Below are 23995 nucleotides of genomic sequence, written 5' to 3' on the forward strand. Positions count from 1 at the left end.
CACAGCAGTCCGCAGCTTCTGGGTCCCGGCTCTACGCCGCAACGCCCACGCGTTGCAGCTTGTCCGGGACACGCGCATGAGATCATGGATTGCTTCGTCGCAAGGGCTCCTCGCAATGACGGTGGTTGTGTCACCGGCGGAGAACGTCAGCCCCTGCCGCGTTGGTCCATTTGCGGCCGTCCGATCCAGGCCCGGTTGAGACAGCGGGTCATCCAGTCGGGCCCGGTCATGCCACTCAGCCGCGCCTGGGCTTCCTGATAGGGACCGACATAGCGCAGCCGGTCGGGCAGTTTCGGATAGACCCGCCGGATCCATCTCAGTGCGTTTTCGGCGGCCCTGATGTCGCGCGCGTCAAGTTCAAGGCCGAAGCCTGTGCGCAAAGGCTCCGGCAGCAGACTCGCCGTGAGCGCGCGGTACCATCGCGGTGGCCGCAACCACGGACGCGCGCCGCTGAAAATCTGGCTGGCAATCTCGCGCGCGGCCACGCTGACGGTCAACGTCTCCGACTGCGCCATCGCCGCGGTGTAGGCGGCGAAGCCAGCCCAGTCCGCCGGCAGATCATCCCCCGTCAACCCGAACAAGGCACCGTACAGCCGGCTCTCGGTCCAGTAGCACTCGCGCTCCTCCGCCGAGAGTGGCGGCAGCACCAGATCATGCGCCATGAGCGCGGTCTCAGCCAGCGTCGCGTGAACCCAGCGCAGCGACGGGATGTCATTGGCGCAGTAGCGCGAGCCTGCCGCAAAGGGACCGACTGCCACGGGCATCTCTCCGACGATCATGGTGTGGCGCCGGTGCAGTTGCCGGGACGACAACAGCGCCCGGTCGAGCGAGCCGAACACCATGGCGAAGACGACGTCGAAGGTGCGATGGAAGCGGCCGATCGGATCGGCGAAGGTTCGCGAGTGCTCGGCGATGGCGGCAGCGACCCAAGGGTGAGCCAGTTGCAGCAGCAGCGCGCGGCCGGCGCCGAGAAAGATGACGGCCTCCCGGTCAATCTGCCAGGTCACTGAGGACGGACCGAACACACCGGCAACGGGCCCCGCCGCGTCAGCCCGGACCCGATCGAGGGCAGACTCCAGATCGTTCCCGGACACCATTTGCACGACCTTTCGACTGCGGACCAGGACCGACAATCCGCATGGCCTGTGGCAATTCGATGAACGTAACGATCGCTTGCGGTCTATTCCGCGGCCATCGGCATCTCGTCCATGTGTTCGTGCAGCACAACGCCCGACAGTGGATCGAATTCGCCGGTCCACGGCGCGCGCGCCAGCACCGAGCGGGTGTGCGCGTAGCCGGCGTCCCAACGCTGCATGATGCCGGACGGGCTGAAATCGATGTCCTTGGTATGGGTCTCGCGGTCGAGCTGCGGTGCCAGCAGCCGCACGACATGCATGCGCGTCGAGCAGCCGTAGCCGATCAAGTCCCTCACCGCGGGATCATCGCGCACGCTCTCGGGCAATCGTGCCGCAAGCTGGTTGATGACGTGACGCAGGCGATGGGCCTGCTGCTGGCGCGCGATCTGGCTGGCGATCCGGCTGGAATACTGCACGTCCTTGTGCCGGTTCAAGACCTCTCCCATCGTCGTCGGTTCGGCGCCGACGGGATTCCAGAGATGCACGGAGAAGATCAGGGAATTCTTGCGCGGATTGTCGTCGAACACGGCTTCCGTCGGCGTGTTCGACAGGATGCCGCCGTCCCAATAGAGCTCGCCGTCGATACGCACCGCCGGGAAGGCCGGCGGCAGCGCGCCCGAGGCCATGACATGCTTCACCGTCAGCTCGTCGTCGCGGCTGTCGAAATAGCGCATCTGGCTGGTGCCGACATGAGCCGCACCGACCGTGAGACGCGGCGTGTAACGATTAGCGAGAGTGAAATCGACGAGCTCGCGCAGCGTGTTCTCCAGCGGTGCGGTCGAATAGAAGCCGGCGTGATCGGCGCCGAGCGGATAGGAATCGCCGGCATGCGCCAGCAGATTGGGCCGGAAGAAGCCGGCAATGCCGTTGGTGACAGTCGACCAATAGGCCAGCTTCTCCTCGAAGCCGGGAACGCCGGTCCACAGAGTCCAGACCGGATTCTGCTCCATCCGCTTCCAGAATTCCTTCAGGCGCGCGAGCCGATGCTCCGGCGCGTTGCCGGCGATCAGGCTCGCGTTGATGGCACCGATCGAGGTGCCGATGACCCAGTCCGGCTCGATACCCGCCTCATGCAGGGCTTGGTAGACGCCCGCCTGATAGGAGCCGAGCGCGCCGCCGCCCTGGAGCACCAGCACGACCTGGCCCGGCAGGTTCCTTGACCCGTACGCCTCGGCATTTCCTTGCATGTTCGTCGCACTCCTGCTCCAGAGAGCTTGCCCATCTCTTCTTCGCAACATCCCCAGACATTGTTACGCCCGGCGACCGCCGACCGTCCAGCGACCATAAACCGAGTGCGGGAGTATCGATGAGCGGCGTGGCCCTTGCCGTGGCGCTAGCGTTTGGCCGGCACCTCCTGGGGCGGCTCCTCTTCTGGGCGAGAGCCAGGCAAAAATGCATTCGCCGCGCCTCCAGGACCGGCGCGGCGACTAGGCTTGGACTTACCCTGATCGGACAAGAACACAACGAAAGACGACGCGTCAGAACGCGTTCCTGTACTGCGCGATCTCGCTACGAGTGCCGTAAATCCACATCGGCTCGCCGCACTCGCTTGGCCCGTGGTCCGTCATGCATGCAGCGCTCCATGGCGGAGCTGCGATCTGGCGGCCCTCGATCGCATTTGAAGGCGATCGACCGCCGATGTTGTTGATTCGAGGCCGAGCCGTCGTTGCCGTGACCAGCAATGGCACGAGCAACAGTGCGACCAGAAGAGATGGGGTCAATTTCGTCATCATCGAGCGTCTCCGTTTGATTATCGGCGCGCGTGAACGCTTCCGATAACCAGACTTGCGTTGGAGACCCGATATTTCCCGAACACCAAATAGTGAGAGCTGCGCGAGCACGCTGTCGCAACTTCATGCCCATGGCATTTTTGGGGCTTTCCGGCGCCCGCCAGATCGTGCTGCGCAACCGGGCGCGCCTGCACAATCTCGATGCCTGATCACAGCGTCGTGCGCCGGGTTTCCGGCATCATCAGAAGAATCAGCAGGAAACCCGTCGCGGCGACACTGGCGAGCCCGAAGAAGGCGGTCGCGTTGCCGAACTTGTCGCTGACATAGCCGCCCAGTGCCGTGCTCAGCGACGCGCCGATTCCGGTCGCGGTGCCGACGATGCCCTGCGCGAGATTGAAATGACCGCTGCCGAAGGCGACGTCGGCGACGATCAGCGGAATCAGCACCGCGAACACCGCCGCAGTGAAGCCGTCGAACACCTGCACCAGCACCAGCAGATAGGGATCGCGGACGGTTGCGAACAGGAGGCCGCGGATCACCAGCGCGCCGAACCCGATCAGCAGTAGCGGCCGACGGCCCCACATTTGCGCCTTGCGCCCCACGGTCGGCGACAGCAGCGCGACGATCGCCTGCGGCACGACGATGCAAAAGGCGACGAGCACCGTCGCCCACTGGCTTGACCGCGCCGTCACCGCACTCGCCATCAGCGGCATCATCGCGGCGTTCGCGAGCTGCAACAGCAACACGCTGAATGCGAAGACGATGAGGGGGCGCTGCCGGATCAAATGCCAGATATTGGTGTCGCCGCGATCTTCGGCTTCGCGCGGCATCTCGCCATGACAGCGCGCGATGTCGACCTCCTCCTCGCGGATGCGCGACAGCGCGATCAGGGTCGGGATCGCGAGCACGAAGGTAACCAGGAACACCGAGCGGCTCGACAGCAGATAACCGGCCGTGCCCATCACCGCGGCGGCGACGCCGTTGCCGAGCGACGCAAAGCGCGCGTTGCGGCCAAGCCGCTCGCCGATCGCGAACGGGCCGACGAGGCCGAGGCTGATCGCGGCAATCGCCGGCCCCAGCACGCAGCTCGCCGCCGCGTGCAGGGTCGCGGCGGTCACCACGACGGGAAAGATCGGCATCGCGGCATAGGCCAGCGCACAGCAGCCGATGGTGGCGATCGCAAGGGCTGCGACCAGCCGCTCGGATTTCGCCGCATCGATGATCGCGCCGCCCGGCATCTGCCCGATCAGGCCGACGATGCCGCCGATCGACAGCACGAGGCCGATCTCGACCTGGGTCCATTTCTGCGTCGTCAGATAGACGGCGATGAAGGGACCAAATCCGGTCTGCACGTCGGCGAGGAAGAAGATGAACCAGTCGAGGCCGCGCAGGCTCTGGCGCGACGGCGCCGGAATGTCCGCGGCCGATCGCGCGCCGGCACGATTGTCCTGCGCAACACGGCCACGATCGTCGGCTGTAGGGTTCGGCTTCCTCGACAACAGCACCGGCGGCCATCCCTCCCCGCGCCTCACTGAATCGCTTGCAGCGGTTGCAGGCTGCCGGACGCGCCGAGCACGACGATCGGCGCGTCTTCCTTGTATTCCGGCGCGGCCGCGACCTGCGCCTTGGTCAATTCCAGCGTAATACCGTCCTTCTTGTTGACAATCTTGCCGAAGCGCATCGCGTTCCAGTCCACCACGATCTTGCGGCTGCCGACGCCGAGGAAACCGCCGAAGTCGATCACGGCGGCGCGGACGTGCCCGCTGCGATCGACGATGACATCGACGATACGGCCCATATCCTCGTTCGCCGCACTGAGCACATCACGGCCAAGGACACCGTGCGCATCGCTCGCGCCGATGATCGTCACCGATGGCGGCGGAGCCGCATCTTTTGGCGTGACGGGGACCGCCGACGCCGGCGGCTGTGCCGTCGGCGGCGCATTCGCCTCGCTCTGGGCCGCGGGCGGCTCTTCCGCTGCGCGTGACACCGCGACCGTCAGGCCCGCGACGATCGCTGCGCTCAGGATCAACCATCCAACAGCACGCATGCACCCTCCTCGCCGCGCGCGGCTAGCGCGCCAGCACGATCGACACCTGGATCTGGCCGCGTGTGCGCAACACCTCCAGCGCCACGTCGTCGCCGTGACGGCTGACGCGCAGATCGACGGCGGACTCGCCCAACCGCAGATCGCGAAAAATAACCTCGTTCAGGAACGGCGGCAGATGCGGATTGCGCAGCCGGATCTCGCCACGCGCGACATCGAACTCGATGCCGAGCGCCGCCTCCAGCAAGGTGAACGGCGTCGCGCTGGCCCAGGCCTGCGGCGCGCAGGCGACCGGATAGAGCGTCGGGCCGCGCCGCTTCTCCCGCCGAAAACCGCAGAAGAGCTCAGGCAACCGGCGCAGATCCATATAGGTCGCAGCATCGAACAGGCCCTTGAAGACATGCGCCACTGAATGCTTGAGCCCATAACGCGCGAACCCGAGTGCAATCAGCGCGTTGTCGTGCGGCCAGATCGATCCGTCGTGATAGGACATCGGGTTGTAGCGCACTTCGCCCTGTGCGACCGTGCGGATGCCCCAGCCGGAGAAGAAATGCGGCTGCATCAGGTCGGCGGCGACCAGGCGGGCACGATCCTCCCGGATCATGCCGCTGAACAGCACCTGTCCGGCATTCGAGGTCCGCACCTTGCAAGGCCGCTTCTTGCCATCGAGCGCGAGCGCGTAGGTGCCGAGCTCCTCGCACCAGAACGCCTTCTCGAAACGCTCAGCCAGCGCCTGGGCTTCAGCCTCAAGCTTCCTTACACGGTCCGGCTTGCCAAGCCGCAGCGCGCAACGTGCCGCGAGTTGCTTTGCCGCATAGACGTAGCCCTGGACCTCGGCCAGCGCGATATTGCCTTCCGCAAGCTGGCCGTCGGCATGGAAGATGGCGTCGTAAGAGTCCTTCCAGCCCTGGTTGGCGAGCCCCTTCTCTGTCGCGCGCTGATACTCGACAAAGCCATCCTGATCGGGATCTCCGGGCCCGTCGATCCAGGCGAGCCCCGCTTCGATCGCCGGCCACAGCTCGATCAGCGTCTTCTCGTCGCCGGTGCGTTCGAAATAGCGGCCGGCGAGCAGCACGAACAAAGCGGTCGAGTCCACGCTGCCGTAATATTGAGAGAATGGCACCTCGCGCAGCGCCGCCATCTCGCCGCCGCGCATCTCGTGCAGGATCTTGCCGGGCGCGGCGTCCGCGAGCGGATCGACCGCTTTCGCCTGGAAATGCGCGAGCCGCCGCAGCACGCCTTTCGCCACCCGGGGGTCGACCCACAGCATCTGGAGCGCGGTGATCAGGCCGTCGCGGCCGAAGGTCGTCGAGTACCAGGGGATGCCCGCATAGGGATAGCGCCCCTGCGGTGTCTCCGTCATCAGCATGTTGAGGTCGGCCATGGCCTGGCACAGCACCTCGTTGAAGATATTGTTGGAGGTCTCGATGCTGGCTGCACCCATCGTCAACTGGCGCATCTCGCGGCGATGGGCGAGCAGGCCCTGGAAGAACCGCGCCGGCTTTTGCGTCAGCGGCCGGTTGCACGATGCGGCCACGAACAGCGATTTCGCCTCATGCGGATCGAGCTCGAGCTGCCACGTGGCCGCGTTCACCGAAAGCCGCGTCGGGCGCGGGTCGAAGTGCAGGCCTGTGGTGCGTTCGAAATCATCGAGGCCGCGATAGTCAAACAGAACGTCGGTCGGTCCGAGCAATCGACTAGCACCGGTCCCACGGCGCGGACGTCGCTCGCCTCGGACTTCGAACAAATCGGCAAAATCGTTGTCGAACAGCAGCGTCAGCTCAAAGCTGGCGCGCCGGTCGCCATGGTTTTGCACGCCGATGCGCTGATAGGCGCTGCCGCGCCACAGGAAGATCGTGCGCACGATGTGCAGCAGATCCTTTTGCAGCACGAGGCCGCCTTGACGGTAAATGTCGGGGTTGGTGAGATCGACGGTCAGGGCCGAATTGTCGTCGCGCAGGTTGGAGCCGAGCAACAGCGGCTGGAGATCGTCGAGCACGAGCTCGAGCCTCGCAAGATAGCGCGTGTCGTGATGAAACAGGCCGTCCGGCCCGCCGGCCGACGCGCCGATGTCACCATGACTGTCGAGCACGATGAAGGTATCGTCGTGCTTGAGCGAGCGACGGGGCCTCGCCGAAGGCCCCGTCATGGGGATGTAGAACGGCTGCTCCACGATCTGTTCCGTGGTCCGCGCCACAGAAACGAACCTGGTGACGACTTCGGCTGCCATAACTGCTCCCCTGCGTCTTGTTTCGAAACGCGACCAACGCAAACGCAACTGTTGGATTTACGCGGCGAATTTGGCGAGCCGGCTCATCTCTTGCGTGACGAGTTCGCGATAGGGCCCGTGACCCTGCATCAGGCGGTCGGGTGCGCCGTCCTCGATGATCTTGCCGGCCTTCAGCACGATCACGCGGTCGAAATTGCGCAGCGTCGCCAGCCGATGTGCGATCGCAATCACGGTGCGGCCGCGCATCAGGCGCGACAGCGCCTCGCGGATGGCTTCCTCGGACTCACTGTCGAGCGCGGCCGTCGCTTCGTCAAGCAGCAGGATCGGCGCGTCCTTCACGAAGGCGCGCGCGATCGCAATGCGCTGGCGCTGGCCGCCGGACATCTTCACCCCACGGTCGCCGACCATGGTGTCGAGGCCTTCCGGCAGGCTATCGACGAAATCGCAGCGCGCCGCGATCGCCGCGCGCAGCACCTCGTCGTCGGTCGCGTTCGGCCGGCCGTAGCGGATGTTCTCGCGGATGGAGCGGTGGAACAGCGAGATATCCTGCGGCACCACCGAGATGGCCTCACGCAGGCTCTGCTGCGTCACCATGGAGATATCCTGGCCGTCGATGGTCACGCTGCCCTCGTCGGCATCGTAGAACCGCTGCAACAGCGTGAACAGGGTCGACTTGCCGCCGCCGGACTGGCCGACCAGGCCGACACGCTGACCGGGCTGCAGCCGGAGGCTGAAGCGCTCGAAGATCTTCGCGCCGCCGGGATAACCGAAGGTGACATTGTTGAACGCAATCGCCGCACCGCTCTTCACAAGCGGTTCGGCTTCGGGATGATCGCGCAAGTCGTGCGGGACCAGCAGCGTCGCGATCGCTTCCGTCAGCCGGGCGACATGCTGGGTGACATCGACCAGGGCCACCGCGAGATCGCGGGTGGCGTTGAGAATGGACAGACCAAGCGTACAGACCAGCACGACATCGCCGGTGGTCGCTTCACCGTCCTGCCAGAGCATGATGGCCCAGGCCATCAAGGCGATCGTCAGAACCACGGTCACGCCGGCGTGAGTAAGCCGCAGCTTCTCCAGATAGCGAAGGCTGCGGCTGCGCGCGGTGAGTTCCCGGTTCACGGTGGCGTCGAACCGCTGGTGCTCGTGGCCGATGCCGCAGAACGCGCGAACCAGAGGCATGTTGCTGATGACGTCGATCATCTCGCCGTCGACGACGGCGGCCTTGTCGGCAAAATCGTCGTGGAGCGGCTTTCCGGCCGCGGCAAGACGGAACATCGCAAGCACCATGCCGCCGGCGATCACGATCAGGCCGAGCGCCATATAGGGGCTTACGGTTCCAATCAATGCGATTGCCGCAACTGTGGCGATGCACGGCGGCAACACATTCCAGACGAACATGTTCTCGACCGTGAACACGGCGTTGGATGTGGCAGTAATGCGGCTGGTCAGCATCCCCGGCATCCGGTCCGAGAAATAGCTCGGCGCGTGTCCGGTCAGATGACGAAAAATGTCACGGCGCAAATCGCCGGTGACGCGGACGAAGGTGAAGCTCGCCGTCCAGCTCGCGATCCGCCACAGGAAGTTGTCGGCAGCGATCAGCGACATGAGGAAAATGAATGCCAGCCATACGCTGCCACCATGCGAGAGACCACCCGACAAGCTGTCGACCAGGGATTTGACGCCATACTGCGTGCCCACGGAACAGGCAACAGCTGCAACCACAGCGGTCAGGATCACCAAGTGCGACGCTAGACGACGCCGGAGATAGCGCAAGACAAAGGCAAATGGCCTGCGCGCGTATCCAGAAAGCTGATCCATAGACTGCGACCCCGTTGATTTCGAATTTTGTTACTGGTCGATTGAACATCGACCGGTTCGCCTCGGTTCCCGGGCAAAGCCATCACGACATGCGGATGCGGACGATCTGAGAAGAGGAGATGGCAGCATCGAGACGCGCGCGAGATGTGTCGAATAAGTAACGTTCGTTGAGAGGAACTTCGCAACTGCGGGAACGTTCCCTTTCCTGGCATAGCCGGTGCCGTGCACGCTGGGGGTTTTCAACGTTCATGATCGTAGAGGAGATGGCGAGATGCGCATCGCGCAGGTAGCTCCGTTGACGGAGGCTGTTCCACCCAAGCTGTATGGCGGCACCGAGCGGGTGGTGCATTGGTTGACGGAAGAGCTGGTTGCCCTTGGACACGACGTGACGCTGTTCGCCAGTGGCGACTCGCAGACGTCGGCGAAGCTGGACGCTTTGTGGCCGCGGGCGCTTCGCCTCGACGGTTCCGTGCGTGATCCCAATGCGCTGCATATGGTGATGCTGGAGCGTGTGCGGCAGAAATGTGACGACGAGGAGTTCGACTTCCTCCATTTCCATCTCGACTATTATCCGTGGTCGCTGTTCTACCGGCAGCCGACCCCGTTCGTGACCACGTTGCATGGCCGGCTCGATCTTCCCGAGCATCAGCCGGTGTTCCAAACCTTCTCCAAAGTTCCCGTGATCTCGATCTCGAATGCGCAGCGGCGTCCAGTGCCGCAGGCGAACTGGGTGAAGACGATTCATCACGGCCTGCCGGAGAACCTGCTGACGCCGAAGCCTGCTCGACAAGAATATCTCGCTGTGCTCGGCCGTATCGCGCCAGAGAAAGGCGTCGATCGCGCCATCAAGATCGCGATGCATTGCGGCATCCCGCTGAAGATCGCCGCCAAGGTCGATCGCGCCGATCAGGATTATTATGACGAGCTGATCCGGCCGATGATCGAGAACAATCCGCTGGTGGAGTTCATCGGCGAAATCAGCGATCACGAGAAGTCGGACTTTTTGAGCGGCGCGCTTGGGCTACTGCTGCCGATCGATTGGCCGGAGCCGTTTGGGCTCGTCATGATCGAAGCCATGGCCTGCGGAACGCCGGTCGTTGCCTTCAACCGCGGCTCGGTGCCGGAAATCATCGATGAGGGCCTGACCGGCTTCGTGGTCGAGGACATCATCAGCGCGGCCGGTGTCGTCAACCGCCTTCCGCAGTTGAGCCGCGCGGCGATCCGCAAGCAGTTCGAAACGCGCTTCACGGCGCGGCGGATGGCGCTCGATTATCTGGCGGCGTATCGCAGCCTGACCGAGGCGCAGGCGCCGCGGATCAAGCTGGTGAGCAGCGCGGAGTAGCTTGCCGCACTATCGGTCGTCGTCCCGGACAAGCGAAGCGCAGATCCGGGACCCATACCCACAGGATCATGTTTGGCGAAGATTCGTGGTTACGACTTTCGCGCCACAACTTCTCCCTGGGGTTATGGGTCCCGGCCTTCGCCGGGACGACACCTGAGTGTGTTGCGCCGTCAATGCATCACCACGAAAAGCCAACCTAAACCACCGCCGCCCGCTTCGGCTCCACGATCTCGAACATGCGGGGGAATTCGTCCATCAGGCCCATCAGCTCGGCGAGCCGCATTGGATTGCCGGCGAGCTTGACCTTGCCGGCGGCGACTGCTTCCGGAAAGCTTGTCAGTTTCGCGATCACCTCGTCCAGCGTGGCGCGCGCCAGCGTGAAACTCGCGTCGGCGTTTTCCGCCTGTACGCCCTCGCTATAAGTGAGCGCGCAATTCTCCAGGTTGAGCACAAAGGTCTCGCCGGTGTCGGAGAAGCTCCAGTTCAGCACGATGTGCTTGCCCTCGGCCTTGGGACCGTTGAGGCGAATGCCGAGCACGTCCCAGAGCTGCTCGGTACGGAGCGCGGCCAGCGTCTCGCGCGGCATCGGCGGACGCGGCGACGTCTTCGGCATGCCCTGGCGCAATTCCTGCGCGCCGAACAGATAGGCATTGCGCCAGGTCGCGCTCTCGGCGGCATAGCCAAGCTGCTCCAGCGTATCCGCCAGCAGCGCGCGCGCTGCCGCGTCGTCCGGCTCGGCGAAGACGAGATGACTGAGCGCCTGCGCCACAAAGCGGAATTCGCCCTTATCAAAATCCTTGCGCGCCCGCGCCAGAATGGCGGCGGCGCCGCCCATGTATTCGACATACTTCTTGCCGGATTCGACCGGCGGCAGCGGATCGAGATTGACCGGATTGGCATCGTACCAGCCGAGGTACTTCTGGTAGATCGCCTTCACATTGTGCCGGATGTGGCCGTAATAGCCGCGGCCGTGCCAGGCGCCATCGAGGCTCTTCGGCAATTGGATCGTCTCGGCGATCTCTGCGGCGTTGAGGCCGTGGTTCATCAGGCGGATGGTCTGGTCATGCGCGAATTTGTAGAGGTCGCGCTGCTGCCGGATCATGGTGCCGATGCGCTCGCGCCCCCACACCGGCCAGTGATGCTGGCCGCACATGGCGTCCGCCTTGCCGTCCCAGAGCCGCAAGGCCTCGTTGAGGTATTTCGACCAGGCCAGCGCATCGCGCACGTCGGCGCCGCGGAACGGCAGCAGATTATGGAAATTGTGGGTGCAGTTCTCGGCAAGGTTCAGAACCTTGTAGCGCGGGACGAAGAAATGCATCTCCGCCGGCGCTTCGCTGTTCGGCGCCATCTGGAATTCGAACGCGACGCCGTCGATCACCCGCTTGTCGCCGGTCGCCATGACCAGATCAGTCGGGCGCAACAGCGCGACCGAACCCGCCGCCATCGACTTGCCGAGGCCGCAATCGACCTGGCCGCGCACGCCTTTGGCGAGGAACGGACCGAACTGGTACTGCGCCCGGCGCAGCATCGCGGGGCCCGCAATGATGTTCTCGGAGACAGAGTGCTCCATGAACAGGCTCGGCGCGATGATCGGCACGCGGCCGGTCGCGAGCGCATCCTCCTCCAGCACGCCGCGTGCGCCGCCCCAGTGATCGGTATGGGTATGGGTGAAGATGACGGCCGCAACCGGCCGCTGGCCGCGATGCCTGTAGTAGAGATCGAGCGCGGCGCGCGCGCCCTCGATCGAGGTCAGGGTGTCGACCACGATGACGCCGCTGTCGCCCTCGATCAGCGTCATGTTGGCGATGTCGAGCCCGCGCACCTGGTAGACGCCGGGCACGACCTCGAACAGGCCGTGATGCATGTTGAGGCGGGATTGCCGCCACAGGCTGGGATTGACCGTCGGCGGCGCCTGCTCGGCCGAGAGGAAGCCATAGGGCTCGAGGCTCCAGACCGTCCGCCCTTGCGGGTTCGTGACCTTGGCGTTCTCGATCGTGCCGAGGAAGCCACGCGCGGCATCGTCGAAATCCCGCGTGTCGGAAAACGGCAACGCGTTCAGCATGGCGTCCTGCTGCGCGATGACGGACGACGTTGCGTCCTTCGGCTCGTTGCTGGATGTGTCTGTCATCTGTCATTCCTCCGGCTTGTTGCGGTCATCTAACCGCATCTCGCAGCCGATTGCTATTGGCGGCGCTGTCGAGTGCGCAGCGCGCGCCACGCGGATCTTACCCTCCCCTGGAGGGTAAAAGTTCGAGCCCCTAGCCGCTTAGTGCATCCCCAGCACCCGCGGCAGCCACAGCGTCAGGTCGGGCCAATAGGTCACGATGACGAGGAAGCCGAGCATCGTCAGCAGCCACGGCATCACCGCCCCCGCCAGATCGGTGATGCGCATTCGGGCTATCATGGATGCCACATAGAGATTTAGGCCGACAGGCGGATGGCAGAGGCCGACCTCCATGTTGACGTCCATCACGATGCCGAAATGCACGAGATCGATGCCGAGCTTCTTGGCCGCCGGCGCCAGGATCGGCGCCATGATCAGGATGATCGAGTTCGGCTCCATGAAATTGCCGGCAAGCAGCAGCAGCACGTTGACGACCAGCAGGAAGCCGACCCATCCGAGGTTCTGCGCTGCGATCCAGTCGGCCAAGGTCGCCGGCAGGTTCTCGTTGGAGAGCACGAAGGAGAACAACACCGCATTGGTAACGATGTAGAGCAGCATCGCGCTGGTATTGGCGGCACGCAGCAGCACCCGCGGCACGTCCACCATCTTGATCGCCTTGTAGACGAATACCGCGATGATGAAGGAGTAGACCGCAGCCATCGCGGCCGCCTCGGTGGCGGTGAACAGGCCGCTGTAGATGCCGCCGATGATGATGACGACCAGCATCAGGCCCCAGATGCTCTCGCGGAAGGCGTGGACGGTCTCACCCCAAGTCGCCTTCGACATCCGCGGATAATCGCGCTTGCGGGCAAGCCACCAGGTGACGATGCAGAGCATGGTTGTCAGCAGCATGCCGGGCAGCAGGCCCGCGACGAACAACGCCCCGATCGAGGTATTGGTCGAGACCGCGTAAACGATCTTCGGGATCGACGGCAGCATCAGGATGCCGAGCGAGCCCGCGACCGTGATGATACCGGCGCCGAAGCGCATCGGATAGCCGTGGCGGACCATCTCGGGCAGCACGATGGCGCCGATCGCCGCCACCGTCGCGACGCTCGAGCCGCACACCAGCGCGAACATCGCGCAGGCGACGATGCCGGCAAGGCCGAGGCCGCCATGCCAATGGCCGATCAGCGAGGTTGCGAAATTGATCATGCGGCGCGCGACGCCGCCGTGAGTCAGGAAATTGCCCGCCAGGATGAAGAACGGGATCGCCATGATCTCGAAGCCCTCGATGCCCGTGAAGAGCTTCATCGAGACCGCCTCGATCGGCACCGTCGTCAGCGTGAACAGGAAGGTCATCACGGTGAGACCGAGCGCGATCGAGACCGGAATGCCCGTCAGCATCAGCGCGATCAGGAGCGCAAACACGGTGACGGCACGCAGCCAATGCGGCAACTCCAGCACGCCGGCCTTCTCGGCCAGGCACATCGCGAAAATCAAAATCGGCGCCAGGATCAGGATCACGCCGAGCGGCGAGACTTTTCGCGCGGCAGCCTTAGTCGCGGCGCCGGCTGGCTGCGGATGCAACGCGGGCGAGACATCGGTCTCCACGCCTTCCACCTGGGTCTCGTCATGATGCGGCAGCTCGCCGGTCCAGTAGTAGAGCCACGACACCTGGAGGAAGCGGAAGCACATCAGGCCGGAGCCGAGCGGGATCGCCAGATAGACGAACCACATCGGCGCTTCGAGGTCGTTGGACTGCTGTCCGGTGTGGAACATCTCGCGCACGAAGGAAGCGCCGAAGGCGGCGATCATGCCGGTGAACAGCGCGCCACAGAGCAGCGAGAACAGGATCACCTGCTTGCGCGAATATTCGGGCAGGCGGTTGACGAGGAGATCGACGCCGACATGGATGCCGGTGCGCACGCCATAGGCCGCGCCGAACTTCGCCATCCAGATGAACATGTAGATGCAGAGTTCCTGCGCCCAGGACAGATCCAGCTCGGACAGGAAGGTGAACACGGCCATCGACAGCGACGCGAGCCAGGTCATCCCGTGCGCGGCCGCCCATCGCGAGAACACGATCGACTCGCCGGCGCCGTAGCGATGCACGACCGCGATGAAGATCAGGCCGGTTGCAGCCGCAATGAGCGTCGCGATCAACCATTCTTCGAGATGATTGAGCCCCTGGTTCAGCACGCGAAGCAAATCAAAGTCCCCCTATCGATGCGAAACGGTCGGGAGTGCGCACACTCCCGACCGTTGGTCTTGTTCTTCCGGAACGTGCGTCAGTTCATCTTGACGTCGAGTTCCTTGGCGACGAGATCGAGCACTTCCTGCCCAACCCGGCCCTTTGCCCATTTATAAGTCGGCTGCATCGCTTCCTGCCATGCCTTGCGATCGGCGTCGGTGAGATAATGCAGCGTGGTCTTGCCCGACTTCTTGATCTCGGCCAGCGCGTCCTCGTTCTCCTGGTGCGCGATCAGATTGGTGTAGTCCGTCGCGTCCGCCATCGCCTTGTCGAGCTGGGCGCGGATATCCGGCGGCAGGCCGGACCAGAATTTCGAGTTGACGATCACGGCGTATTGCAGATGCGCGTGATAGGACACGGTGATGTCCTTCTGCACCTCGTAGAATTTCTGCGTCAGATAGTTCGATGCCGTGTTCTCGCAGCCGTCGACCACGCCGGTCTGCAAGGCCTGATAGACTTCCGAGAACGCCATGATCTGTGGGATCGAGCCCATCAGGCGGAAATACTGGTCGGCGATCTTCGATCCTGAGATGCGGAATTTCAGGCCCTTGAAATCCTCCGGCTTCGTCAGCGGACGGCTCGACGACACCATGTGGAAGCCGTTGTCCCAATAGGCGAGCCCGGTGATGCCCTTGGCCTCGAGCTTCTGGAAAAGCCATTTGCCGACGGTGCCCTTCATCGCGCTGGAATAGGTCGCGTCGTCCTTGAACAGCCAGGGCAGGTCGAGCGCCTCGAATTCCTTGATGCCGAGCGGCGCGAACTTCGCGGTCGAGGGCGCGAGCATCTGCACCGAGCCGAGCTGGAGCGCCTCGATCTCCTCCTTGTCCTTGTAGAGCGAGGAGTTCGGATAGACTTCGATCTTGACCTTGCCGTCGGTGTACTTCTCGGCGAGCTCCTTGAACTTCAGCGCGCCCTTCCCCTTCGGGGTGTCGTTGGCGACGACGTGGCTGAACTTGATGACGATCGGGCTCTGGGCCTGGACGACCGCAGGAGCCAAAGCGAGCGCGGTCGCAGTGACCGCAAGAAGCAGTTTGCGCATGAAGTAACCTCCCCAACAACCTCGGAAACCGGGTTCTTTTTTGTTTTGCAGGTCAGTAGTGGCAGCAATCGGCCAGCCGAACAACTAGACCTAAGCCCAATTTGCCGCAGCAAAGCTATCTTGACGGCTGATGCATACGCAACCCAGCGCCCGCTCCCGCCCAAGGAAGCGAGCGCTTATGTCGCATCCCCATTGCGCAATTAACCCTTGCGCTGGGCGACCATGAACAGACGCCGGAACGGGAACAGCGTCTGTCCCGCCGCATTCTTCGGATAGGCTTTTGCGACACGCTCGCCATAGGCCGCCTCAAAAGCAGCCTTCTCGTCGCCCTGCAACACGTCGAGATAGCGCGTCAGCCAGGTGCCCTTGGTCCATTCCTTCACGGGATTTTCGCCTTCGAGAACCTGGAGATATTCGGTCTCCCAGATGTCGATGTTTTGCGAGAACGGCGCGAGCACATCGTGATAGAAGGCCGGCCCTTCGACCGGCGGCGGCGTGACGAGGTGCTCGACCTTGGACCGCCAGGGCCCGTTCATGGCGGTCTCGCCGATCAGCACATGCGACGGAGCCAGGAAGTTGCGCGGCATCTGCACCGCCAGCATGCCGCCGGGCGCGACCTTCTCCATCACCGACGGGAAGAGTGCCGCATGATTGGGCAGCCAGTGCAGTGCGGCATTGGAATAGATCAAGTCATATTGCTTCGCGGGACGCCAGTGACCGAGGTCTTCATGTGACCATTGCACCTCCGGTGCCGCCTTCCGGCCCGCGGCGACCATCTCGGCCGAGCCCTCGACGCCGGTCACGGTCGCGTCCGGCCAGCGCTCCTTGATCAACTTGGTGACGTTGCCGGCGCCTGCCCCGAGATCAGCGATCTCGCGCGGGGCGAAATCCGGAATCCGCATCAACAGGTCGACCGCGGGCCGAAGCCGGTGGCCGGAGAATTTCAGATATTGCTGCGGGTCCCAGACCATCGTTCAACGCCTTTTCTTTTTCGTGTTTCCTTCACTGTCCCTCTTGGTTACCACTGCTCGTCCCGGTCGGGCAAATCACCGGACAGGGACAGGGCAGGAAACGAACAGCAACAAGCAAGAATCAAACAAGAGAGCGTTGACCATGGATCTCGGGCTCAAATCGAAAACCGCAATCGTCACCGGAGCCAGCATCGGCATTGGCCGCGCCATCGCCAAGGGCTTGGCTGCCGAGGGCGTGCGCGTCGTGGGGGTGGCGCGGCGGACCGACCTGCTCGCCCAACTGGTGCAGGAAGTCGGTGGCGGCCTGATCACGCCATTCGAGCAGGACGTGATGGCCAAGGACGCGGCCGAGAAGATCGCGGCCTTTGCGTTGAAGGAGTTCGGCCATGTCGACATCCTCATCAACAATGCCGGCGGCAGCCGCCCGCTGCCGGTCGATGCGCCCGACAGCAAATGGGACGAGGCGATCGCGCTGAATTTCACCAGCTACCGCCGCATTGCGCACGCGCTGCTGCCGCAGATGATCGCGCGCAAATGGGGCCGCATCGTCAACATCACCGGCAAGTCCGAGCCGGAAGGGTTGAATGCCGCATTCGCCGCGAAAGCCGCAGTTCATGCCTGGGCCAAGGGCCTGTCGCGCGAGATCGGCGAGCACGGCATCACCATCAACTGCATCCCGCCCGGCCGCATCATGAGCGAGCAGATCCGCCGCAACTATGCGCCGGACTATCGCGAGCGTTTTGCCGAGGAAGAAATTCCGGTGGGCTATTGGGGCGAGCCGGAAGATTTGGCGGCACTCGCTGTGTTTTTGGCCTCGCCGGTGGCGCGGTACATCACGGGGACCGTGATCCCGGTGGATGGGGGTTTGCGGCGGTATCAGTTTTAGGGCGCCGGCTCCTGAATCCGATCAGCTCTCCACTCGGCTCTCGGTAACGGACGTGGCAGTTCGCCTCGCCAGCCGGCCGATGGCCAGAAGCGGCCATCGGGAGGACCTGGAAAGTGAAGCAGATCACACAATGTCTGGATCAGGTGTGTTAGGTAGTAGGTTGGCGGCACAGCTCGTCGGGTCAGGGAACAGCGACTGAACACCAACCCACGCGAGCATTGCAGCGCAACACATTGTACCCGTGCAGGTCCTTTGTTACTTGTGCAACCGTTGCTGTCGATGCGTAGGAGAGTTCAATGAAACATATTCGCGCATTTGCTTTCGGAATTGGGTTGCTGGCCCTGGCCGGCCTGGCGGCGGGTACCTGCCTGGTCGCAAACCCGACAGCTGCCGTCGCCGGCTGCAGCGGCAGGTGCTAGACTGCACCCGCCGGGCCTGTCGCAATGCCGGTCAATTCGCTTCCTTGCTCAAATTGGCGAGCTGCGCCTTGAATTCATTCGTCATGTAGCGGCGTAGAAGATAGAGTTCGTGGCTGGGCACGTAGTGAAGATCCCGCAGGGATTTTTCCAGGTTAGCTTGCGCTTCCCGCTCGAGGCGCTCCTTCTCGTCGCCCTCTTTTTCCAAAGCCAGCGCGTGTAGTGCGAACGCATATCTGAATAGCAGGTCGCTGCCTGAATCTGCATCGACGATCCCGGGCTGCTCCAACAACCTCACGGCCTCTTTGGGGTTGCCCTCTTGCAGCCAAATGTAGGCGATCGTGTCGGTAAAATTCGCGCGGCTGTCGGCCAGCCAGACCTCCGATTTCCCCTTTATTGCCTTCACTTCATCTAGGGCCTTTTGTGCATACTCCTCCTTGGCCACCTTCAGGCCGGCCCCGTATGTGGCGTAAGTCCACGCAACTTTGTTCAACGCCCGCACGCGGTCTTCAGGCGAAGTTGCATTTTTTAGCTCCTTCTTCCTTAAGCTGATATCGTCGTTGAAACCCTTGGCTTCTTCGATCCGGGCATTCTTCTGTTGATCAGCGAATTTTTCAATTTGTGGAAGGGACCATCCAAAGGCCAACCACCATGCCGTACCAGCAAGATTGAGCTCCCCATCTATTATCGCGACGTTCCGAAACGACGCAGACCGAAGATCTGCATTTGAAAAATCATTGAGGCCGTTGAATTGCGCATGGTCGAAAATAGCGCGATACAAAATTGCGCCGGAGAAATTCGATTTAGTAATGGCTGCCTCATCGAACCGCGCCGACGATAATTCCGCATTCCGAAATTCCGCGTCATATATTTTGCATTGAGAAAATGACGCATATCTGAGAGTTGCATTTATGAATTTGACTCTGACAATTGCCGACTTAACGAAATCCGCGACCGGGGGCGACTTGTCCCGATCATACATCTCTCTCAGATCTAGATCTTCCAATGGCAGAGATTGAAAGCCAATCGGCCTGCCAAATTTAGCGAGCTTCTGGATTGCCTCTTCCTGGCTTCGCTTATCGCCGCCGGAAATTATCGTTTGTATCGCCTGCTGCACCTCAACATCCTCCCAAGTGAGATAGCCCACCCGCAAACCGGCCGAAGCAGCTGAAAGCGCAAAACCGCAGACAATCGCCCCGGCAACGATCTTTTTGTTTCTGTAGGAAAGATTCGCCGGGATGAACTCGCGCTCCAGCGCGTTTAGGTCGGCATAGTCTTTCAACGCCTTGTTGGCTTGCCTGGCGGATGTCAGAGCGCGATCGGCGCGCGCCCGTTGCGCCCAGAATACCGCCGTGTCGCGAAAAGCAACGCGCTCAGTGATCAAGGCGCGAAGCTCGTCCCATTGGCGCGTCAGCGCATCATACCGCAACGAGATCAACTCTCCCGGCTCCTCGCGCAAAACACCCGATGCAATAAGAGCATTGAGCACCTCCCTCGTCCGGTTGGGATCACCAAGCGAAGGAAGCTCATCGCGCTTGACCGTCACTGGCTCGCATGAACCATCACCCTCAGGCATGCGAACGGTACGCAACAGCATTCGCCGTGCGATGTTCTCGTAGCCGACACCACCATCGCCAAGCCAAGGGACTACACGCAGTAGAATGCGTCGCAAGGAGCTCTTTGACTCATCTGCACCTATCGCATCTTTCTGTCTGAGAGAGGCGAGCAAATCGTTGCCGTTGGCGACCGTGGCCGTGACCGTCTCCCGATCAAATGGCCTCAGTAGAGTGTCGCCCCCTATCGATGGCCCCTGCTTGGAACGTGTCTCGCGAGGAAACGAATAGAGTTTCGCCAGCCAAAAATCGACGAGTGCCTGCGCCGTCTTTCGATCATCCGGCGCATCCAGCACGGTGCCGGTCATGGTGGCTCGCTCGACAAAACGCTCTATCCTCTCAGCAATCTCGTCGCGGTCCAGGTCAGAAATTGAAAGCTCGTCTTCTGGAAGGATCGCGATCAAGGCATCGCTTGCGACCTCGATAGCCTTCAGCGAGACGAAGGGCAGAGACTCGTTCATTGTCGTGGTCATCGTGGTCAGATCCAGTTATTCGCTCAAGAGAGAATAGAGCGGTGTCTCGAACTCCGTGATTTTCTTGCAAAGCGCGTTTAACTCGCGATCGACTTCTATGAAGCGGTCTACACATTGATCGTAGAATGCGTTGAAATCCTCCCTGAGTTTCGAAATTTTACCCGGCAGCTGCGGTTCCGCCGGCGAATCATCCTCCATCCATGGCTCCATCATTCCCCTCAACTCTAACGACCAGTCCTCCTGAGGGAACGCGTCGCACAAGCCGATGAGCTTCGTTTTGAACTGCGGCCATCTCGAAAATCTGGATTGGGGTCGAACCTTCTTTTGAGTCACGGCGTATTCAAGATCGCGGTTGAGGGATTGCCATTCGTCGTGCTCGGAGACCAAGCCGGCGAGGCGCGAGCGCAGTCTGCCGACTGCAACCGTCCCCTCGCGCAGCCGGTTCAAGGAATTCTCGGGCATGGTTGCGCCAAGTTTCTGCTCGACCAGCCGCATCGTTTCGGCAAAATTGTTGAGACCGACATTCTTCACCCTGCTGACCAACTCCTCGTTGATTCGCGAAGCTCTCGGCAAAAGGTGCGTAAGCCGGTCGGGCACCAGCAGCAGCACTTCATCATCGATGTCAGACACCGCCACGCTCGCGGCCTTTTTCATAACTTCGCCGCAGGCATCCAGCTCGTTGATCCAGTCCTGCTCTTCCTCTGCGGTCGGAAGATCCACGGTTTGATTACGAGCTTGTCTGGCCAGGCTCCGCAGGAAAATTCCTTCCTCTCTTAGGTATCGCCGAACATCGTCACCCGATTTGAGGCGTGTGAAGTGGCGGGCGATCACATCGAGCCGCTTTTGGAGATCGTGCAGGCAATTATGCAGCGCCTTGTAGCTGGCGAGGACGGCGATCTGCTTGCGTGTCTTTTCGAAATCGGGCCGGTAACTTTCCATGATATGGTGGAGGTCCCGCGCCTGCCTTATGCCGTTCAGGTGGATCAGCGCGCGCTCGATCTTGGTTTCCAGCTCGCGATCATGTGCCTCCTGAACGTCCGGATCGTCATTTAGCGGCTGTATCGAGTAACGCGGGACCTGCTCTGCGAAGGAACGAAGAGCTTGATCTTCCGGACGTGCTGCGATGGCGCCGCGTAACATCATGCTGATCATGCCAGGACCTTCTTGGGCGAGCATCGGCAGCAGCGCGGACACATATCCCTCGACGGTTTCAGCGTGCGTCACACTGCGCTCCGCCTGGGCACCGAGCGAGAACCTCACGGTGCGACGCAGCCCGTCGAGATTGGGCGTGAAGGCAGCGACCAGAAGTTCTTCCAATTGTGCCATCTGCTCCGGCGTCAGGAGGACGGTTGGCGCGAGTGGAGGGCGCAAGCTCAGCCGTTCGGGATCGAGCGCAACGATGTCTCGCGCACTACAGCCATAAAGTGTGCCGGCGACCGTGCGGCCGTCTTCCATCAGGGCGAACCGCATCAATCCGATGGCCGCACTGCCGACAATGATTGGAGCCCCGGAAAGCCCCTTCGGCGGAGCTCCGGCGCCGGCGCTGGCCTCGTCGCAGAAGAGTTGCAGCACCGGCTCGTATGCGGATTTCCGGGTCGCGTAGGTGCTGGTCAATTGCGCTGCGTGATCCATGACCTTCCCACCCCAGATCATGCCGTTGATAGGTTGCGCGTCGGGATAGCCTCGCGTTTTGAACAGATCGTCGGGATGGTCCAATTCGCGCAGAGGGATCGTCGGATAGTTCTCCAACGGCTTTGAATCGAGGCATCGAAGTAGAACGCAGTCCGCGTCCTGATTCCATTTATTGGGTATCACCTCGGCGGCGGTCTTGTGGCCACGGAATTCGAGCTGGATCGTGCCGGCAAAAAACGCGGGTGGTTCGACCTTTCGGTCGGCGACAACATGAAGCGCGGTTGCCACGATGTCGGGCGCCACCAGGAAGCCCGTGCCGCGCCCGTTCTCGCCATCAATGGTTATCTTGGCGATCGCGTCGCGAAACTCATCCATGGCGGCTGTCCGACAAGCACCGGGCGCCGGTGTGCCAGAACGCGTTGGGAACGCACGGTCTCATGGCGTTGCGGCCTCCGAAAACTTCAGCAGTTCAGCCTTCGCAACCTTGCCATCGTCACCGACCTCAAAATGGACATAGGTCGGACGAAACAGCGTCCAGGCGGAAAAATCGCCGGCGTTCATTTGCGCCACGAAGGTCTGCAAGGCCGGCAGCGCGTCGGTCTCCGACTTCAGAATCTCATTGGGAAAGCGCAGGACATCGGCCCACGTACCGGTATTGAAGTAGAACCGACCATCACCCAGAGATACGCGCTTGGCTTGATGGGTGTGCCCGAACACGACATGGCGGAAGCCGCCGCGATCGGAGAGCATTTGCGCGGCGTTCAGATATTCCTTCGCGCTTTCCGTGCCGGGGTCGAACGTGTCGGTGTCTTGCAGGCCGCGCATGGCCTTCAGCAGGGCAGGCAGTCGCTTCTCGAAGGGTTGAGACGTGCGCCCGAACAAGAGAGACGCGAAGCCGTAGATCCGGCTGACGGTATCGGACGCCGTAACCTCGTCGCCGAGTTGTCCGAGCGGGTCGGCTTCAGCAATTTCAGCATCGAGATCCCGGAGAAACTGTCCGGCCTGGTTCCCCAACGCGGCCTGCAGCGCTTCCTCCAGCGCGGCGTTCTGCGCGGACCGGACTATAGTTGCCGTCGGGCTTCCAGCGGAAGAAATCTCCTCACCAAACGTGTCCTCCGCTGCGCCAGTACGGCTTCCAATATCCTCGCCGGGGATATTGCCGATATCCTGCTCGGATCGAATGTCGCCGCCGAACCTGGGGGTCACTGCATTCGAGAGCCCATGGCTGCGCGTTCGCTTGTAGAGAAGGGCGATCGTGGCAAGGCGCGAGCGAAAGCCCGGTTCGAGGGCGAGCAGCATCGGCACCACGGCAGCGGTCTCGGGTTTCAACAAATCCACGAAGGGATAATCGAGCTTGATCGTATTGATGACCTTGGCGACCATCTCGCTGCCGGCGGGTGGGATGAAAACGTGTTCATCGGGCACATCCAGCAGGCGTGACTGGACCGAGCGAACACGACGAAGAGCGTCATAATCGATTTGGTTCCAACTGTCGTAGCGATTGCCATGCTCGATCAGCGCGTCGCCAACAACGTAGGCCTCGCCGTCGTAGAGAAACTCGAAATCATGGCCTGCCTTGACGCCGAGTGCACGACGGAACGCGGCACGCACCGCAGGCAAGCTCAATTCGATATCATGATTTCCGAGCAGCACCACGAGTCGACCTCCCTTGTCGAGAAACCGCCCGATGGCGTCGAATACGGGTTGGTCCCGTTCGACGATCGACTGAAGCTTCTTGACTGCCCGGCCGGGGTCTCTGGTGAAGGGAGACCACGCATTCGGCTTTTCGTCGTGCTCGGCCAGAAAGTCGACCGTATCGCCGTTCAGGATCAGTTCGCTCGGGCCTTGCTGCGCGAACTTCTGAGTGATGCCATCGATGAACTGCGCCACTGCATCGGCGCGGGTGCACAGCCGGAAGCCGCGCTTGCCTGATCCGCGCGGGTGCGCGTAATCACCGCCGAGATGCAAATCAGAAATGATATAAGCACTACGCACTTGGCCCTCTCGTAAATGGCGACCAAGAAGCTGAATGACGATCAAGAAGCAGATTCCAAGATGCCGAAAATCAGGCCTCGCCGTTGCTGCGGCAGGAAGCCTCGAAGACGTTGAATTGGAGGTCTGCGCCGTTCAGTTCGCCCTGAATGGCTTGCAGGCGCACTCGAATGAAAGGGTGCAGAAAAGCTAGTTCGAAGGATCGTCGGTCGTCGCCGGCCATTGACCACTCCAACAGTGCTGAAGCAGGCGTCGCAAGGCTCGGTTAGGCGGAGCGCTCGCTACCGCTGCACATTGACCAAATATATT

At 62.2% G+C, this 23995-nt stretch carries 17 protein-coding genes and 2 pseudogenes; 3 read left to right on the forward strand and 16 right to left on the reverse strand.

Annotated features, from left to right (window positions below; translation table 11 throughout):
* Nucleotides 1–146 precede the first annotated feature (146 nt).
* The 3 genes from ABIB73_RS15045 to ABIB73_RS15055 form a co-directional block, all read right to left on the reverse strand.
* A complete protein-coding gene (locus tag ABIB73_RS15045; protein ID WP_354225124.1) occupies nt 147–1097 on the reverse strand; it encodes an oxygenase MpaB family protein in 951 nt (316 codons plus the stop codon).
* Nucleotides 1098–1180: 83 nt separating this feature from the next.
* On the reverse strand, nt 1181–2323 hold the full coding sequence (locus ABIB73_RS15050; protein ID WP_354225125.1) for a patatin-like phospholipase family protein: 1143 nt from the start codon (nt 2321–2323) through the stop codon (nt 1181–1183).
* 291 nt (nt 2324–2614) lie between these two features.
* Complete coding sequence (locus ABIB73_RS15055; RefSeq protein ID WP_354225126.1) at nt 2615–2869, reverse strand: hypothetical protein; 255 nt, start codon at nt 2867–2869, stop codon at nt 2615–2617.
* Between the two features lie 106 nt (nt 2870–2975).
* Here ABIB73_RS15055 and fixK point away from each other — a divergent pair.
* Nucleotides 2976–3075, forward strand: a pseudogene (gene fixK, locus ABIB73_RS15060) (nitrogen fixation protein FixK); the annotation flags it as partial.
* Here fixK and ABIB73_RS15065 read toward each other — a convergent pair.
* The 4 genes from ABIB73_RS15065 to ABIB73_RS15080 are packed head-to-tail and all read right to left on the reverse strand — an operon-like array spanning nt 3076 to nt 8964.
* Nucleotides 3076–4371, reverse strand: a complete 1296-nt coding sequence (locus ABIB73_RS15065; protein WP_354225127.1) for an MFS transporter — start codon at nt 4369–4371, stop codon at nt 3076–3078.
* Between the two features lie 23 nt (nt 4372–4394).
* A complete protein-coding gene (locus ABIB73_RS15070) occupies nt 4395–4916 on the reverse strand; it encodes a PRC-barrel domain-containing protein (RefSeq protein ID WP_354225128.1) in 522 nt (173 codons plus the stop codon).
* Between the two features lie 22 nt (nt 4917–4938).
* A complete protein-coding gene (locus ABIB73_RS15075; protein ID WP_354225129.1) occupies nt 4939–7143 on the reverse strand; it encodes an amylo-alpha-1,6-glucosidase in 2205 nt (734 codons plus the stop codon).
* Between the two features lie 57 nt (nt 7144–7200).
* The gene (locus ABIB73_RS15080; protein WP_354225130.1) at nt 7201–8964 is read right to left on the reverse strand and encodes an ABC transporter ATP-binding protein; all 1764 of its coding nucleotides are present in this window, start codon (nt 8962–8964) and stop codon (nt 7201–7203) included.
* 271 nt (nt 8965–9235) lie between these two features.
* Between ABIB73_RS15080 and ABIB73_RS15085 the strand changes: the two genes are divergently transcribed.
* Complete coding sequence (locus ABIB73_RS15085; RefSeq protein WP_354225131.1) at nt 9236–10306, forward strand: glycosyltransferase family 4 protein; 1071 nt, start codon at nt 9236–9238, stop codon at nt 10304–10306.
* Between the two features lie 196 nt (nt 10307–10502).
* Here the strand turns inward: ABIB73_RS15085 and ABIB73_RS15090 are convergent, their stop codons facing one another.
* The 5 genes and pseudogenes from ABIB73_RS15090 to ABIB73_RS15110 all read right to left on the reverse strand — a co-directional run bounded on the left by ABIB73_RS15090 (nt 10503) and on the right by ABIB73_RS15110 (nt 16674).
* Nucleotides 10503–12434: an alkyl/aryl-sulfatase gene (locus ABIB73_RS15090; RefSeq protein ID WP_354225132.1), complete on the reverse strand. Its 1932-nt coding sequence runs from the start codon at nt 12432–12434 to the stop codon at nt 10503–10505.
* Nucleotides 12435–12572: 138 nt separating this feature from the next.
* Nucleotides 12573–13856, reverse strand: coding sequence for a TRAP transporter large permease (locus tag ABIB73_RS15095; protein ID WP_354225364.1), 1284 nt, complete (start codon nt 13854–13856; stop codon nt 12573–12575).
* A gap of 240 nt (nt 13857–14096) precedes the next feature.
* Nucleotides 14097–14465 (reverse strand): annotated as a pseudogene (locus ABIB73_RS15100) (TRAP transporter small permease); the annotation flags it as partial.
* 236 nt (nt 14466–14701) lie between these two features.
* A complete protein-coding gene (locus ABIB73_RS15105) occupies nt 14702–15703 on the reverse strand; it encodes a DctP family TRAP transporter solute-binding subunit (protein ID WP_354225133.1) in 1002 nt (333 codons plus the stop codon).
* A gap of 200 nt (nt 15704–15903) precedes the next feature.
* A complete protein-coding gene (locus tag ABIB73_RS15110) occupies nt 15904–16674 on the reverse strand; it encodes a methyltransferase domain-containing protein (RefSeq protein WP_354225134.1) in 771 nt (256 codons plus the stop codon).
* Nucleotides 16675–16816: 142 nt separating this feature from the next.
* Between ABIB73_RS15110 and ABIB73_RS15115 the strand changes: the two genes are divergently transcribed.
* Nucleotides 16817–17560, forward strand: a complete 744-nt coding sequence (locus ABIB73_RS15115; protein ID WP_354225135.1) for an SDR family NAD(P)-dependent oxidoreductase — start codon at nt 16817–16819, stop codon at nt 17558–17560.
* A 450-nt stretch (nt 17561–18010) separates the two neighbouring features.
* On the opposite strand, the gene ABIB73_RS15120 is transcribed toward ABIB73_RS15115, so the two are convergent.
* From ABIB73_RS15120 to ABIB73_RS15135, 4 genes are read right to left on the reverse strand one after another with little or no spacing between them, the layout of a single operon-like run.
* Nucleotides 18011–20062 carry a pentapeptide repeat-containing protein gene (locus tag ABIB73_RS15120; RefSeq protein ID WP_354225136.1) on the reverse strand — a complete coding sequence of 684 codons (2052 nt, stop codon included), beginning with the start codon at nt 20060–20062 and terminating at the stop codon, nt 18011–18013.
* 15 nt (nt 20063–20077) lie between these two features.
* Nucleotides 20078–22069 (reverse strand): trypsin-like serine peptidase, encoded by a 1992-nt coding sequence (locus tag ABIB73_RS15125; protein ID WP_354225137.1) that lies wholly within the window; start codon nt 22067–22069, stop codon nt 20078–20080.
* Nucleotides 22070–22129: 60 nt separating this feature from the next.
* Complete coding sequence (locus ABIB73_RS15130; protein ID WP_354225138.1) at nt 22130–23734, reverse strand: metallophosphoesterase; 1605 nt, start codon at nt 23732–23734, stop codon at nt 22130–22132.
* Nucleotides 23735–23759: 25 nt separating this feature from the next.
* The gene (locus ABIB73_RS15135; RefSeq protein ID WP_354225139.1) at nt 23760–23909 is read right to left on the reverse strand and encodes a hypothetical protein; all 150 of its coding nucleotides are present in this window, start codon (nt 23907–23909) and stop codon (nt 23760–23762) included.
* Between the last annotated feature and the right edge of the window lie 86 nt (nt 23910–23995).

Origin of the sequence: Bradyrhizobium sp. F1.4.3 (genome assembly GCF_040548375.1) — a bacterium.
Lineage (GTDB): Bacteria > Pseudomonadota > Alphaproteobacteria > Rhizobiales > Xanthobacteraceae > Bradyrhizobium.